Annotated in this window: 14 protein-coding genes; 9 read left to right on the top strand and 5 right to left on the bottom strand. The window is 74.0% G+C overall.

Going from position 1 to position 12,318, the window contains the following annotated elements; all coding sequences use genetic code 11:
- Positions 1 to 56: 56 nt before the first annotated feature.
- Complete coding sequence (locus tag ACFYS8_RS22690; RefSeq protein WP_387643409.1) at positions 57 to 1,382, top strand: MFS transporter; 1,326 nt, start codon at positions 57 to 59, stop codon at positions 1,380 to 1,382.
- A 7-nt stretch (positions 1,383 to 1,389) separates the two neighbouring features.
- Here ACFYS8_RS22690 and ACFYS8_RS22685 read toward each other — a convergent pair whose 3' ends face one another.
- Positions 1,390 to 1,617, bottom strand: a complete 228-nt coding sequence (locus ACFYS8_RS22685) for a hypothetical protein (protein WP_387643408.1) — start codon at positions 1,615 to 1,617, stop codon at positions 1,390 to 1,392.
- A gap of 125 nt (positions 1,618 to 1,742) precedes the next feature.
- On the opposite strand from ACFYS8_RS22685, the gene map reads away from it, so the two are divergent.
- Positions 1,743 to 2,588, top strand: coding sequence for a type I methionyl aminopeptidase (gene map / locus ACFYS8_RS22680; protein WP_387643407.1), 846 nt, complete (start codon positions 1,743 to 1,745; stop codon positions 2,586 to 2,588).
- 125 nt (positions 2,589 to 2,713) lie between these two features.
- On the opposite strand, the gene ACFYS8_RS22675 is transcribed toward map, so the two are convergent.
- Positions 2,714 to 3,412 (bottom strand): bifunctional DNA primase/polymerase, encoded by a 699-nt coding sequence (locus ACFYS8_RS22675; protein WP_387643405.1) that lies wholly within the window; start codon positions 3,410 to 3,412, stop codon positions 2,714 to 2,716.
- A gap of 405 nt (positions 3,413 to 3,817) precedes the next feature.
- Here ACFYS8_RS22675 and ACFYS8_RS22670 point away from each other — a divergent pair, with 405 nt between their 5' ends.
- The gene (locus ACFYS8_RS22670; protein ID WP_380481373.1) at positions 3,818 to 4,039 is read left to right on the top strand and encodes a hypothetical protein; all 222 of its coding nucleotides are present in this window, start codon (positions 3,818 to 3,820) and stop codon (positions 4,037 to 4,039) included.
- Between the two features lie 16 nt (positions 4,040 to 4,055).
- Here ACFYS8_RS22670 and ACFYS8_RS22665 read toward each other — a convergent pair whose 3' ends face one another.
- The gene (locus ACFYS8_RS22665) at positions 4,056 to 4,712 is read right to left on the bottom strand and encodes a PadR family transcriptional regulator (protein ID WP_387643403.1); all 657 of its coding nucleotides are present in this window, start codon (positions 4,710 to 4,712) and stop codon (positions 4,056 to 4,058) included.
- A gap of 153 nt (positions 4,713 to 4,865) precedes the next feature.
- Here ACFYS8_RS22665 and ACFYS8_RS22660 point away from each other — a divergent pair, with 153 nt between their 5' ends.
- The 3 genes from ACFYS8_RS22660 to ACFYS8_RS22650 all read left to right on the top strand — a co-directional run bounded on the left by ACFYS8_RS22660 (position 4,866) and on the right by ACFYS8_RS22650 (position 6,938).
- Positions 4,866 to 5,390: a hypothetical protein gene (locus tag ACFYS8_RS22660; RefSeq protein ID WP_387643401.1), complete on the top strand. Its 525-nt coding sequence runs from the start codon at positions 4,866 to 4,868 to the stop codon at positions 5,388 to 5,390.
- A 58-nt stretch (positions 5,391 to 5,448) separates the two neighbouring features.
- On the top strand, positions 5,449 to 5,847 hold the full coding sequence (locus ACFYS8_RS22655; RefSeq protein ID WP_387643399.1) for an ACT domain-containing protein: 399 nt from the start codon (positions 5,449 to 5,451) through the stop codon (positions 5,845 to 5,847).
- 71 nt (positions 5,848 to 5,918) lie between these two features.
- A complete protein-coding gene (locus ACFYS8_RS22650; protein WP_387643397.1) occupies positions 5,919 to 6,938 on the top strand; it encodes a serine hydrolase domain-containing protein in 1,020 nt (339 codons plus the stop codon).
- Positions 6,939 to 6,945: 7 nt separating this feature from the next.
- Here the strand turns inward: ACFYS8_RS22650 and ACFYS8_RS22645 are convergent, their stop codons facing one another.
- Positions 6,946 to 8,694 carry a SpoIIE family protein phosphatase gene (locus ACFYS8_RS22645; RefSeq protein WP_387643395.1) on the bottom strand — a complete coding sequence of 583 codons (1,749 nt, stop codon included), beginning with the start codon at positions 8,692 to 8,694 and terminating at the stop codon, positions 6,946 to 6,948.
- A gap of 289 nt (positions 8,695 to 8,983) precedes the next feature.
- Between ACFYS8_RS22645 and ACFYS8_RS22640 the strand changes: the two genes are divergently transcribed.
- A complete protein-coding gene (locus tag ACFYS8_RS22640; RefSeq protein WP_387643393.1) occupies positions 8,984 to 9,385 on the top strand; it encodes a hypothetical protein in 402 nt (133 codons plus the stop codon).
- A gap of 76 nt (positions 9,386 to 9,461) precedes the next feature.
- Here the strand turns inward: ACFYS8_RS22640 and ACFYS8_RS22635 are convergent, their stop codons facing one another.
- A complete protein-coding gene (locus tag ACFYS8_RS22635; RefSeq protein ID WP_387643391.1) occupies positions 9,462 to 10,019 on the bottom strand; it encodes a heme-binding protein in 558 nt (185 codons plus the stop codon).
- Between the two features lie 235 nt (positions 10,020 to 10,254).
- Here ACFYS8_RS22635 and ACFYS8_RS22630 point away from each other — a divergent pair, with 235 nt between their 5' ends.
- Both ACFYS8_RS22630 and ACFYS8_RS22625 read left to right on the top strand, forming a co-directional pair.
- The gene (locus ACFYS8_RS22630; protein WP_387643389.1) at positions 10,255 to 11,544 is read left to right on the top strand and encodes a sensor histidine kinase; all 1,290 of its coding nucleotides are present in this window, start codon (positions 10,255 to 10,257) and stop codon (positions 11,542 to 11,544) included.
- A 45-nt stretch (positions 11,545 to 11,589) separates the two neighbouring features.
- Entirely contained in the window at positions 11,590 to 12,225 is a 636-nt protein-coding gene (locus ACFYS8_RS22625) for a response regulator (protein WP_387643387.1), read from the top strand.
- The last annotated feature ends 93 nt before the right edge of the window (positions 12,226 to 12,318 follow it).

The raw sequence follows: 12,318 nt of genomic DNA, 5'->3' as shown, positions 1-12,318 counted from the left end.
GGCCCGACAGAAAAGCAGTTGCCCCGTTCCGTCCGCCTACCGCAGCATCTGACCATGTGACGTCTGCTGCCCGTTTCTTCCGCAAGCTCGCCCCGGATCTGACGCCCTGGCGCTCCTCCCGGGATTTCCGGCTGCTCTGGACGTCGGGCTGCATCACCGGCTTCGGCAGCTTCCTCACGTACGTCGCGGTGCCGATCCAGATCAAGCAGCTGACCGACTCGACCCTCGCGGTCGGCCTGGTCGGCGCGTTCGAGCTGGTGCCGCTGGTGGTGTTCGGCCTGTGGGGCGGCGCGCTGGCGGACGCGCTGGACCGCCGCCGCCTGGTGCTGCTCACCGAGGCGGGCCTGGCGCTGCTGGCCGCGCTGATGCTTGCCAACGCACTGCTGCCGCATCCGCTGCTGTGGCCGATCTACCTGGTGGCGGCGCTGACGGCAGCACTGGACGGCATGCAGCGTCCGGCGCTGGACTCGATGATCCCGCGGGTGGTCGGGCACGATCAGCTGCCCGCCGCGTTCGCCCTCAACTCGCTGTACCGCAACGTCGCTTCGGTGGCCGGCCCGCCGCTGGCGGGTGTGATCGTCACGCTCGCGGGGGCGCGCGTCGCCTACGCGCTGGACTTGACGACCTTCCTGGTCTCGCTGACGCTGATCGTCCGGATGCGCCCGGTGCCGCCCGCCGAGAGCGCCGACCGCCCGTCGCTGCGCAGCATCGGGCAGGGCCTGAGCTACGCGTGGAGCCGCAAGGACCTGCTGGGCACCTACGCGATCGACACGGTGGCGATGCTGTTCGCCTTCCCCGTCGCGGTGTTCCCGTTCCTGGCCTCGTCGCTGGATGCGGAGTGGGCGCTGGGCCTGCTGTACTCGGCGATGGCGGCCGGCGCGCTGGTGGTGTCGGCGACCAGCGGCTGGATGTCGCGCGTCCACCGGCACGGCCGGATGCTGCTGTTCGCGGCGCTCGGCTGGGGCGCGTCGATGGCACTGGCCGGCCTCGCCGGAAACATCTGGCTGGTGCTGGTGTGCCTGGCGCTGGCGGGCGCCGCCGACGACATCAGCGGGGTGGCCCGGTCGACGATCTGGAACCAGTCCATCCCCGACGAGCTGCGCGGCCGCCTCGCCGGGGTGGAGGTGCTGTCGTACTCGGTCGGCCCGCAGCTGGGCCAGGTCCGGGCCGGCGGCATGGCCGCGATGATCGGGACGCGGGCCTCGATCTGGACCGGCGGCGTGATGTGCGTGCTGGGCGTGCTGGCGCTGACGGCGTCCATCCCCAAGCTGCTGGCCTGGGACTCCCGCACCGACCCGCACGCGCTGGCGGTGCGGGCCCAGCACGAGCGGCAGGCGGCGGAAGCGGCGAAGGCGGCGGGCGTCTCCGAGGGCGTGTCCTGAGCCTCCGTCAGCCTTCGGTGCCCGGCTCGTCCTCGTCGTTCCAGCGCGGGTCCTGCTTCCACTCCTGGTTGCGCTCGGCGGCGGTCTCCAGGGCGCGCGCGGCCTCCTCGCGGCTGGCGTAGGGGCCGAGCCGGTCCTTGGCGGGGCACTCCGGGCCTTCCTCGACCTTGCCGTGCTTGATGCAGTAGAACCACTCCCCCGGCTGCCCGGTGGGCTTGCTGCGGCCGAACACCATCGTCTCGTCTCCCGTCCTGGTGGGCCCCGCGGCGAGGGCCGCGGCGGTCAGCAGTGATCATTCCCGGTGGCCCGGCCGCGCACACGGCCCGGGGCGGGCGGATGGCGGCCGATACACTCGCGGTCATGGCTCTGGTACCCGGCACGCAGTCCCCCACCCGCAAGGTCCCCGCGCACATCGCGCGCCCGGAGTACGTCGGCAAGCCCGCGCCGACCCCGTACACCGGCCCCGAGGTGCAGACCGCGGAGACCGTCGAGAAGATGCGGATCGCCGGCCGGATCGCGGCGCAGGCGATGGCGGAGGCCGCGAAGCTGATCGCACCCGGTGTCACCACCGACGCGCTCGACGCCGTCGCGCACGAGTACATGTGCGACCACGGCGCGTACCCGTCCGACCTCGGCTACCGGGGCTTCCCGAAGTCGGTCTGCACCTCGATCAACGAGGTGATCTGCCACGGCATCCCGGACTCGACCGTGCTGCAGGACGGCGACATCGTCAACATCGACGCCACCGCGTACATCCACGGGGTGCACGGCGACCTGAACGCCACCTACCTGTGCGGCGACGTGGACGAGGAGTCCCGGCTGCTGGTGGAGCGCACCCGGGAATCCCTCGACCGGGCGATCAAGGCGGTCAAGCCGGGCCGGCAGATCAACGTGATCGGGCGGGTCATCGAGTCCTACGCCAAGCGCTTCGGCTACGGCGTGGTCCGCGACTTCACCGGCCACGGCATCAACACCTCGTTCCACTCCGGCCTGATCATCCCGCACTACGACAGCGAGCGGGCCACCCAGGTGATCAAGCCGGGCATGACCTTCACCATCGAGCCGATGCTCACCCTGGGCAGCTACGACTACGACATCTGGCCGGACGGCTGGACGGTCGTCACCAAGGACCGCAAGCGCACCGCCCAGTTCGAGCACACCCTGGTGGTCACCGCCGACGGCGCGGAGATCCTCACCCTGCCCTGACCTTCCGGAACGCTCGGAACGCCTCGGAACGCCGAAGCGGCCCGCCACCCCGGTCGGGGGACGGGCCGCTCTGTCGTTCCTGCTTCAGGTCCTGCTTCGGGACCGGCTTCAGGTCCTGCCCCGGCTCAGCCGATCAGCCACTGCTCCTCGGCGACGGCGCCGACCTCGGTGCACGCGTCGGTCAGCACGTCCAGCACCCGCAGCGGGTCCGGCAGCTGCTGGTCGGGGCCGCGCAGCCAGCGCACCCGGGAGCCGTCGGTCAGCGCGGCCGGCGGGACCAGGGTGTACGAGCCGCGGCAGTGCCAGCGCAGCCCGGGGTGCTCGGAGACCGTCTCGGGGGTGGAGTCCAGCGCGCTGGGCCACCACTCGTCCTCGTCCTGCGGGGTGCCGCGGGTCGCGGTGAAGAACAGGTACCGGTCGTTGCCGACCGCCGCCACCGGGCCGCCCACGCCGAGCGCGTCCAGCCGCCGCAGCGCCAGCACCCCGGCCTCGGCCGGCACGTCCAGCACGTCGTGCGCGCGGCCCGTCGCGGTGACGAAGTTCGCCTCCGGGTCGCGGGTCAGCCAGTGCGCCAACTGCTCGGCGTCGGTGGTGGCCTGGGACTGCCAGGCGAAGGAGACCGGATGCTGGGCCGGGGCCGGACAGCCGACCCGGTCGCACGAACACCGGTACCCCTCCGGGTGCGCCGCCGGCGCCACCGGGAACCCCGACCGGACCGCCCCCAGCAGCAGATCCAGCTTCGCAGCCGCGTCCTCTTCGGCGCCCGGGTCGTCCTGCTTCCGGTCCCGCCGCCACCAGGACGTCCACCTGCTGCTGGCTTCCATCTGGCCCCTTCCGCACCCGCTGAGCTGCCGCGCCTGGTACGGCACGACCACCTACGCCACAAACGACGCCAACACACGGAGCCGCTCGCTGCTTCCCTCATCGGTGCACCACGCGCGGGGGCGTCTGTCGTCGACCGGGGCCGGGTTCTCCGGCCGGCCGACGTTCCGGGGGCGGGTACGGAGTACGAGAGTCTCGCTCGGCGGGCGGGCGCACCTCGGCGCGCCCCACCCGGCCCGTACGGGCCCGCGGACCCGGGGCAACCCCCGGGGGCGTACGTAGCAGGATAAGGGTCCCGGAGCCCTCCGAATGACCGTTGGCAGTGCCGTCCCCGTCACACCTTCCGCCGCCGCGGCGGACACACCCGCCCGCACCGGACATCCCGCCCGTCGCCCTACCCTGGAGCGGTGAGAAGCGCCGACACCGCATTCCTCGGCGGCCCGCTGGACGGCAGGGTGCTGCCGATCCTGCTGAGCCCGCTGCAGTCCGTCCCGAAGGTCTACCGGGTGCCCGTCCCCGCGCACGGGGACACCCCGGCGGTCACGCTGGTCTACCGGCGTGCCAAGGAGTACAACGCCAAGGGCCGGTTCCGCTGGCGCTACGAGTACGACGAGGCCGCCAGCGGCTGACGCCCGCCGCTCGCTCTCAGGCCTCTTCGGCCAGGATCAGGTACAGCTTCTTCTTCGTCTCGGCCAGCACGGCCAGGCCCTTGGCGCGCTGCTCCTCGGTGCCGGTCATCATGACCTGGCGCACCGCGTGGTCCACCGCCGCGAGCGCGGCGCCGACCTCCTGCACGGCCTCCCAGTCGCCCTGCCGGCCGGCCTCGTCCCACGGGGACTCGGGGCCCTGCTCGGCCTCGGCCCGGCCCTGCTCGGTCAGCTCGAACAGCTTCTTGCCGGACTCCTCGTTGGCCTTGATCAGCCCCTCCTCCTCCAGCAACTGGAGCGTCGGGTACACCGAACCCGGGCTGGGCCGCCAGACTCCGCCGGTGCGCTCGCCGATCTCGGTGATCATCTCGTAGCCGTGCATCGGCCGCTCCCGCAGCAGCGCGAGCAGCGAGGCCCGCACATCGCCCCGCCGGGCCCGCCCGCCGCGCCGGCCGCCGTGCCCGCGCGTCCCGTGGCCGCCGAAGCCGCGCCCGCGCGGCCCGAACCCCGGACCGAACGGCGGCATCGGCCGCCCCGGCGCCCCGAACGGCCCGAACGCGGCCCGCACCTCGAACTCCTCGCCCTCCCCGGCCCGCCGCGCCCCTTCGGCCCAGCGGCGCCGGCTCTCCCCGCCGTAGCGCTTGTCGTAACGCATGATCCACTCCCCATGGCTGTCGGACGCTCCATCGGCGAAGCATCTCGATAACTCGACGATATATCGGTAACTGTCGTTCGACAACCCCTTCCGATACCCGGCCGCCGAAATAACCGGTCGAACCGAGCGCCTGCCCGGCCCTAACCTCGCGCCGTGACGAACACGACGACGGACCCGGTCGAGACCGCCGAGGACTTCCTCGCCCTGCTGCGGCGCCTGTCCGCGCACTTCGCGGGCCAGGGCCCGGACGTGGACGACGTCCTGCTCCGCTGGGCCGCCGCCCTCCCCGAGCAGGCCCCGGACCCGGGCTGGTCCGGCCTGGCCGACCAGTTGCTCGGCGCCCTCGCCGCACCACCGGCCGGGCCCGCCGAACCCGCCCCGCTGGGCGAGGAGCTGGACGTGGCCACCTCCGGCGAACTGCGGATCCTGCTGCGCGCGTTGGCCGCCGACTACGCGCGGGACCGCGCCTGGACGGCGGACCGGGTGGCCCGCGGTCTGTGGGCCGGCGACGGCGGCGGCTGGGCGAGCGGCTCGCTGGCCGGGTTCCTGACGTCCTGGGAGTCCTGGCTCGACTCCTCCCTCGGCCTGCCGCCGAGATTTTCCGACGCCCCGCCGATCGAACCGGTGACCTGGACGTCGGTCGCCTGGCAGCTCGACGAGGCCCGCGTCTACGAGTGACACCGACACGCCCCGCAGCGCTCCCGCCCCGCCGCCCGCAGCCACTACGGTGACGGCCATGTCAGGCGAACGCGATCTTCGACAGCTGCTCTCCGGCTTGAGCCCCGTCCTCAACCCCGGCCGCTACGTGTACTGCACACTGCCCGGCCGGGTTCCCGCCGGGCTGCGGCCGGTCGTCACGGTGGCCGAACCCGAGGGCGTGACCTTCGTCGTCCTCGAGGAGGAGGCCGACTCGCTCGGCCTGCCGCACGCGTTCACCGCCGCCTGGATCACCCTGCGGGTGCACTCCGCGCTGGACGCCGTCGGCCTCACCGCCGCGGTCTCCGCCGCGCTCGCCGAGCACGGGATCAGCTGCAACGTGGTGGCCGGCTTCCACCACGACCACCTGTTCGTCCCCGCCGACGACGCCGACCGCGCGCTGGCCGCCCTCGACGCCCTGGCCCCGCAGCCCACCTGACGGCCCCTGGTCTTCGCCGTCCGGCGCGGGCGAGAATGCGGACCAGGGCCTGTCCGGACGAGAGGGATGCCGTGCAGAACTCCACGTGGAGCGCCGACACCGCCGCCGTCCTCGGCGCCGGCCTCGCCAGGTCCGTGGACGCCGGGCTGTTCCCCGGCGGGGTGCTGACCGTCGGGGAGGTGGGCGCCGGCCGGGTCACCGTCGGGCACGGCCTGGTCGCCCCCGAGTGCGGCGACGCCCGGCCCGGCCCGGGCACCCGCTACGACCTCGCCTCGCTCACCAAGGTGCTCGCCACCTGGCCACTGGTCGGCGCCGCCGTCCGCGCCGGCCGGCTCGACCTGGACGCCCCGCTGCGCGAACACCTGCCCGAACTTCCCTCCCCCGGCGGCTACTTGACCGCCCGGCAGCTGCTCTGCCACACCTCCGGCCTGCTCCCGTGGACCGGCCTGGCCGGCTACGAACACACCGGCCGACCGCTGATCGAGCACCTGTGCGCCGAGCCGCTGGTCAGCCCGCCCGGCAGCCGGTACCGCTACATCGACCGCGGCTTCATCCTGCTCGGCCTGCTGCTGCCCGCCCTGCTGGGCAACCCCCTGCACCTGCTCGCCGACGAACTCTGGCGCGACCTCGGCCTGACCGCCACCGTCTACGGACCGCTGCCGCGCGACCCGCAGCTCGCCCCGACCGAACAGCGCCTGCGCGACGCACCCCGCACCTGGGGCGCGCCGCACGACCCGAGCGCCGCGCTGCTCGGCGGGGTGGCCGGCCACGCGGGGGTGTTCTCCACCGCCGCCGACCTCGCCGCCTACGCCGAGCACCTGCTGGCCGGGGCGAGCCCGCTGGCCGACTGGTTCACCGAGAGCCGCCGCCCCTGCGCCGCCGTCGAACCCGGCCTGCACCGCGGCCTCGCCTGGCTGGTCACCGCCGACGACTCGGTGGCCTACCATCACGGTTTCACCGGCACCAGCCTGTTCCTCGCCCCGCACACCGGCCGCTACGTGGTGCTCTGCACCAACGCCGTCTACCACGGCTTCGACCGGAACCGGCTGGCCGACCTGCGCGCACTCGCGCTCCGCTCGCTCGCCTCGTGACGGCCCGTCACCGGCGCAGCGGCTGCCACCGCCCGCCGGTCAGCGCCGTCAGCACCTCCCCGCTGCTCGCCTGCCCGGGGCGCGGCCGGGCGGGGGCGGCGGCGAGCAGCGCGATGTCGTCCTCGGCGGGGTCAGGGGCGCCGGCCAGCACCTCGTCCAGCAGCCGTTCCGGGCCGGCCCCGGCGGGCAGCCGCCGGGCGGTGAGCCGCTCCAGCGAGCGGTCGATGTCCTCGCCGCGGCGCTCCACCAGGCCGTCGGTGAACAGCAGCAGGGTGTGGTCGGGCGGGACCACCGCGTAGCTCGGGACGTAGCCGTTGTGGCCGGTGGCGAGCGGCGGGCCGGGCGCCACCGGCAGCAGCGCCACCTCGCCGTTGGGCCGGACCACGGCGGGCGGCAAGTGGCCGGCGCTGGCGAAGCAGTAGCGGCCGCGGGCGGGTTCGGCGTACACCGCCAGGCAGGTGGACGGGCGGTAGTCGTGCACCTCGCCGGCCAGGCCGTCCATCCGGGCCAGCAGCCGGTCTGCGCTCGGCTCCAGCAGGGCCATCGCGCGGAGCATCGCCTGGTAGTGGCTCATGTCGGCGGCGGCCTCGATGCCGTGGCCCATCACGTCGCCGATGGCCAGCACGGTGCGGCCGTCGGGCAGCGCCACCGTCTCGTACCAGTCGCCGCCGATCAGGGCGCTGGTGCCGGCCGGGCGGTAGCGGAAGGCGACGGTGATGTCGGGGTGCGGGGTGCCGGGTTCGGCGAGCATGGCGCGCTGCAGGTCGACGGCGACGGCGTGCTCGCGGCTGTAGCGGCGGGCGTTGTCGAGGTTGATGGCGGCGCGCACGGCGAGGTCCTGGGCGGCGACGGCGTCGTCCTCGCCGAAGCCCGGGGAGGGGCCGGTGCGCAGCAGGGTGGCGGTGCCGATCCGGTGGCCGCGGGCGGTGAGCGGCACCACCATCGCGGCGTGGACGCCGAGCGCGCCGAAGTCGGCGATCCGGTCCGGGTTGGGGGCCGTGCGGCGCGCGTCGGCCTCGGTCAGTTGGTTCTCGATCACCGGGCGGCCCTCGGCCAGGCAGCGCGGCACGGCGGAGTCGGGCCCGTAGTCGACGTACTCGCCGCGTTCGCCGAGCACCCGGATCCGCTCCAGCAGGTCGGGCCTGGCGGTGACCGCGGTGCGCAGCAGGCGGCGGCCGCCGTCGGGGAGGGGGCGGGCGTGCTGGCTGTCGGAGTGCGGGAGCAGTTCGACGGTGGCGGCGTCGGCGAGGTGCTCGATCAGAAAGGTGGCGAGTTCGCCGCAGGTGGTCTCCACGTCGAGGGTGGTGCCGATCCGGGTGGCGGCGGTGTCGAGCAGGGCGAGCCGGGCCCGGGCCTGTTCGAGTTCGCGCTGCTGCCGGTGGCTGGCGGTGACCTCCAGCAGGATGCCGACCAGGCCGGCGGGCTGTCCGGCGGTCTCCAGCCGGTGGTAGGCGCCGTACCAGTAGCGGCGGTGCTGCGGGGAGCCGGCCCGGGTGTGGCCGCTGGAGGTGATCTCGCGGGGGCGGCCGTCGGCGAGCACCTCGCGCAGCAGGTCGTCGCGGGCGTCGAGGCCGGGGAACAGTTCGGCGACGGTGTGGCCGAGGTGGCGCTCGGCGGGGATGCCGTTCATCGCGGCCAGCGCCGGGTTGACGTAGCGGAAGCGCAGGTGGGTGTCGAGGACGGCGACGCCGGCGGGCGTGCCGTCCAGTACCCGGCGCAGCGGCTGCGGCAGGTCGTTCCAGCTGGTGTCGGCCATGGCTTCGGCACCTCCTCGCCGGGCGCCCGGGCACTGTGACCAGTAAACACAGCGCGCGCGGCCGGGGCGATCCGGTACGCGGCGGGGCCGTGGCGGGCGGGCCGGGGCGGGGGTGCGGGCGGCGGGGAGTCACCCGAACGGAGTCGCCGGGGTGCCCCGGCGGGTGGACGGGTCGAGGGTCGTCACAGGTCAACTTCGGCCAAGGAGGTCTCCCATGAGCTCGTCCGTCGGTCCGACCCCGGCAGCGCCCGGGCCGCCCGCTTCACCGGCCCCCGGGAACAAGCCCTGGGTGTCCGGGACTGTGCTGTTCGCCGGTGTGCTGATGCTGGTGAGCGGTCTGCTGGAGGTGTTCCGCGGGATCATGGCGATCGCCAAGGACGACATCTTCGTGACCACCCCCCAGTACGTCTTCCGCTTCAGCCTCACCTCGTGGGGCTGGATCCACCTGGTGATCGGCGCGCTGGTCGCGCTGACCGGCCTGTGCGTGCTCACCGGCATGCTCTGGGCCCGGATCGCCGGTGTGTTCTTCGCCGCGCTGAGTCTGCTGGACAACTTCCTCGACATCCCCTACTACCCGCTGTGGTCGCTGGTGCTGATCGCGCTGGACGTCTTCGTGATCTGGGCGCTGTGCGCCTACCGCGAACCCGAACGGCTGCCTCGCGGACCCGAGCAGGTGCCTCGCGAGGTCTGAGCCTCCGCGCAGCGCACCGACCGGGCCGGTGGCCCGCTCTTCCGGGAGCGGGCCACCGGCCCTGCGGCGCCGGGCCTCACTTGTTCAGCGCGGCAACCCCTGCCTGGGCGAACTGCTCGTCCTGGTCGGCGCTGGGGGCGCCGGCCACGCCGACGGCCGCGATCGGGGCGCCCTTCAGCTGGACCGGGGCGCCGCCGCCGAGGAACAGCGTGCCGGGGATGTCCTTCAGGTTCGGCGCCTGGGCCAGGCGCTTGACCAGCTCGGAGGTCGGGGCGTTCCAGGACACCGCGGTGTAGGCCTTGCGCTGGGCGGACTCGAAGGACTGCGGGCCGGCGCCGTCTCCGCGCAGCTCGACGATCACATTGCCGTTCCGGTCGACGACCGCGACGGAGATCTTCTGGCCGGCCTTGGCCGCGGCGTCCAGGCTGGCCTGGGCGGCCTTGGTGGCGGCCTCGACCGTCAGGTGCGAGGTGTCGAAGGTGTTCTTGTTCTGGACGTCGGACGAGACGGCGGTGGCGGGGGCCGCGTTCGGCGTCTCGGCGCTGGCGGAGACGGCGCCGACCACGCTCGCGCCGACCGCGGCCACCGCGACGGCACCGGTGACGACGCGGGTACGGGTGCTCAGCTTCTTCATCTTCGGCTCCTGGATCGGTGGTTCGGTGCCGGACTGCTGGGGTGCGCCGGCCTCGCTCTCCATGGTTCGCGGCCGGACCCCCACCGCGGATCGGCGAACCGGCTGGACCGGCGGAGCATGATGGACGACAACCGTGTCAGCCGATCGGTTGATGTGCGAACCGTGATCCGCGGGCACCATCCAAGTGCCGGCAGCGTGCCTGCCGGTGCCGACAGCGCGCGAAAGGAGGTCGGCCATGATGCGTCTCCCGCTCTCCCGGGCGGCCGACCCGGACGCGGGCTGGCTCGCGATGGTCATGCGGCTGGTCTTCGTGCTGCTGCTCGGCACCTCGCTGACGCGCTACCTGACGCACCACCTGGCCAGCCCGCTGACACCGTGGGTGATCGCGCTGAGCATCGCCCTCGCCGCCGGGCACCTGTCCGGTCTCTCCGAGCGCCGGCAGGCCTGGCTGGCGGCGGTGCTGGGCAGTTGGGCGGTGCTGGTGCTGATGGCGCCGAGCTTCGCCTGGTGCGCCGTCCCGCTGGTGTACACGGTGCTGCGGGCGTTCCCGCCGCGGACGGCGATCCCGCTGGTGTCGGCGCTCACCGCGCTGGTGATGGTGTCCCAACTGCGGCTGCCGGGCGCCGATCCGACGCTGGTGCTGCTGCCCCCGGCGGTCGCCGCGCTGGCCACCGCGGTGTTCCTGTACATGCAGCGGCAGGGCGCCCGGCAGCACAAACTGATCATCGACCTGATCCGGGCCCGCCGGGAGCTGGCCGCCGTGGAGCGCCGGCAGGGCGCGCTGTCCGAGCGCGAGCGGCTGTCCGTCGAGATCCACGACACCCTCGCGCAGGGCCTGTCCAGCCAGCAAATGCTGCTGCAGGCCGCCGAGTTGACCTGGGAGCAGGATGCGGCGGCCGCCCGCGGCCATGTCCGGACGGCCGCCGCGATCACCGCCCGGAACCTCGCCGAGGCCCGCCGTTTCGTGCACGACCTCGCCCCGGCCGATCTCGCCGAACAGGGCACGCTGGAGGCCGCGTTGGCCGCCCTCGCCGAGCGGGAGGCCGCGGAGAGCGGCCTGCCGGTCCGCTTCCAGCTGGACGGCAGCCCGGCGCCGATGCCGGCCGCCGCGCAGTCCGCGCTGCTGCGGATCGCCCAGGGCGCGCTGGCCAACGTCCGGGAGCACGCCCGGGCCGGCCGGGCCTCGATCACGCTGTCCTACCTGGGCGACCAGGCGGTGCTGGATGTCGCGGACGACGGCCGCGGCTTCACCCCGCCACCCGGCGGCCGCGGCGCGGGCGGGCCGGCCGGCGCGGGCCGCGGGCGCGGCCACGGGCGCGGCCACGGGCTGCCCGCGATGCGGGCCCGGCTACGGCAGTTGGGCGGCACGCTCACCGTCGAGTCGGCCCCGGGCGAGGGCACCGTGGTCTCGGCCGCCGTCCCGCTGGAGAGCCCACCGGCCGGGAGTCCGTCACCCGAGGGTTCACCGCCCGAGAGCCCGCCCTTCGAGAGCCCACGCTTCGAGAGCCCACCGGAGGCCCGCTGACAGCACACCGCACCACCCGCACCACCCGCACCGCACGGAGGGTCCATGAACGACAACGACAAGGTCAGGCTGCTGATCTGCGACGACCACGCGATGGTCCGGGCCGGGCTGCTGGCGCTGCTGGCCAGCGACGGGGCGATCGAGGTGGTCGGCGAGGCCAGCACCGGCGAGGAGGCGGTGACGCTGGCCGCCCGCCTGCAGCCGGACGTGGTGCTGATGGATCTTCAACTCGGCAGCGGAATCGACGGGGTGGAGGCCACCCGGCGGATCCTGGCCGGCCCGGGCGACAGCCATGTTCTGGTGCTGACCACCTTCGACACCGACGCCGACATCACCCGGGCCATCAACGCGGGCGCGACGGGGTATCTGTTGAAGGCGGAGCGCCCGGCCGAGTTGTTCGCGGCGATCCGCTCGGCCGCGGCGGGCCGGCCGGCGCTGTCCCCGCCGGTCGCGTCCCGGGTGATGGCCCGGATGCGCTCCCCCCTGCCCCAACTCACCGACCGTGAACAGGACATCCTCGACCAGCTCGGCCAGGGCCTGGGCAACCGGGAGATCGCCCGGGCGCTGTTCATCAGCGAGGCCACCGTCAAGACCCACCTCGGCCGGATCTACGCCAAGCTCGGCGCGGACACCCGCTCCGGCGCGGTCGCGATCGCCAAGGAGCGGCGCCTGCTGCGCTGACCGAAACCGGGCAGAAGCCCGGCTCCCCGGACAACTGAAGATCGATCGGACGCGTCCGAAGCCTTGCCACGCACAGTGATCGGAAGTCAGTAT

The organism is Kitasatospora sp. NPDC004615, assembly GCF_042873545.1.
In the GTDB taxonomy this organism is placed as follows: domain Bacteria; phylum Actinomycetota; class Actinomycetes; order Streptomycetales; family Streptomycetaceae; genus Kitasatospora.
The sequence above is the reverse complement of the archived record's forward strand: the minus strand, read 5'-3'. Positions and strand labels throughout refer to the sequence as shown.

Bases quoted from the DNA above. Each gene is read 5' to 3' on its own strand.
- ACFYS8_RS22635 (WP_387643391.1), bottom strand. From the start codon at position 10,019: ATGAAGAAGCTGAGCACCCGTACCCGCGTCGTCACCGGTGCCGTCGCG.
- ACFYS8_RS22625 (WP_387643387.1), top strand. From the start codon at position 11,590: ATGAACGACAACGACAAGGTCAGGCTGCTGATCTGCGACGACCACGCG.
- ACFYS8_RS22655 (WP_387643399.1), top strand. From the start codon at position 5,449: ATGTCAGGCGAACGCGATCTTCGACAGCTGCTCTCCGGCTTGAGCCCC.
- ACFYS8_RS22645 (WP_387643395.1), bottom strand. From the start codon at position 8,694: ATGGCCGACACCAGCTGGAACGACCTGCCGCAGCCGCTGCGCCGGGTA.
- ACFYS8_RS22675 (WP_387643405.1), bottom strand. From the start codon at position 3,412: ATGGAAGCCAGCAGCAGGTGGACGTCCTGGTGGCGGCGGGACCGGAAG.
- ACFYS8_RS22665 (WP_387643403.1), bottom strand. From the start codon at position 4,712: ATGCGTTACGACAAGCGCTACGGCGGGGAGAGCCGGCGCCGCTGGGCC.
- map (WP_387643407.1), top strand. From the start codon at position 1,743: ATGGCTCTGGTACCCGGCACGCAGTCCCCCACCCGCAAGGTCCCCGCG.
- ACFYS8_RS22685 (WP_387643408.1), bottom strand. From the start codon at position 1,617: ATGGTGTTCGGCCGCAGCAAGCCCACCGGGCAGCCGGGGGAGTGGTTC.
- ACFYS8_RS22630 (WP_387643389.1), top strand. From the start codon at position 10,255: ATGATGCGTCTCCCGCTCTCCCGGGCGGCCGACCCGGACGCGGGCTGG.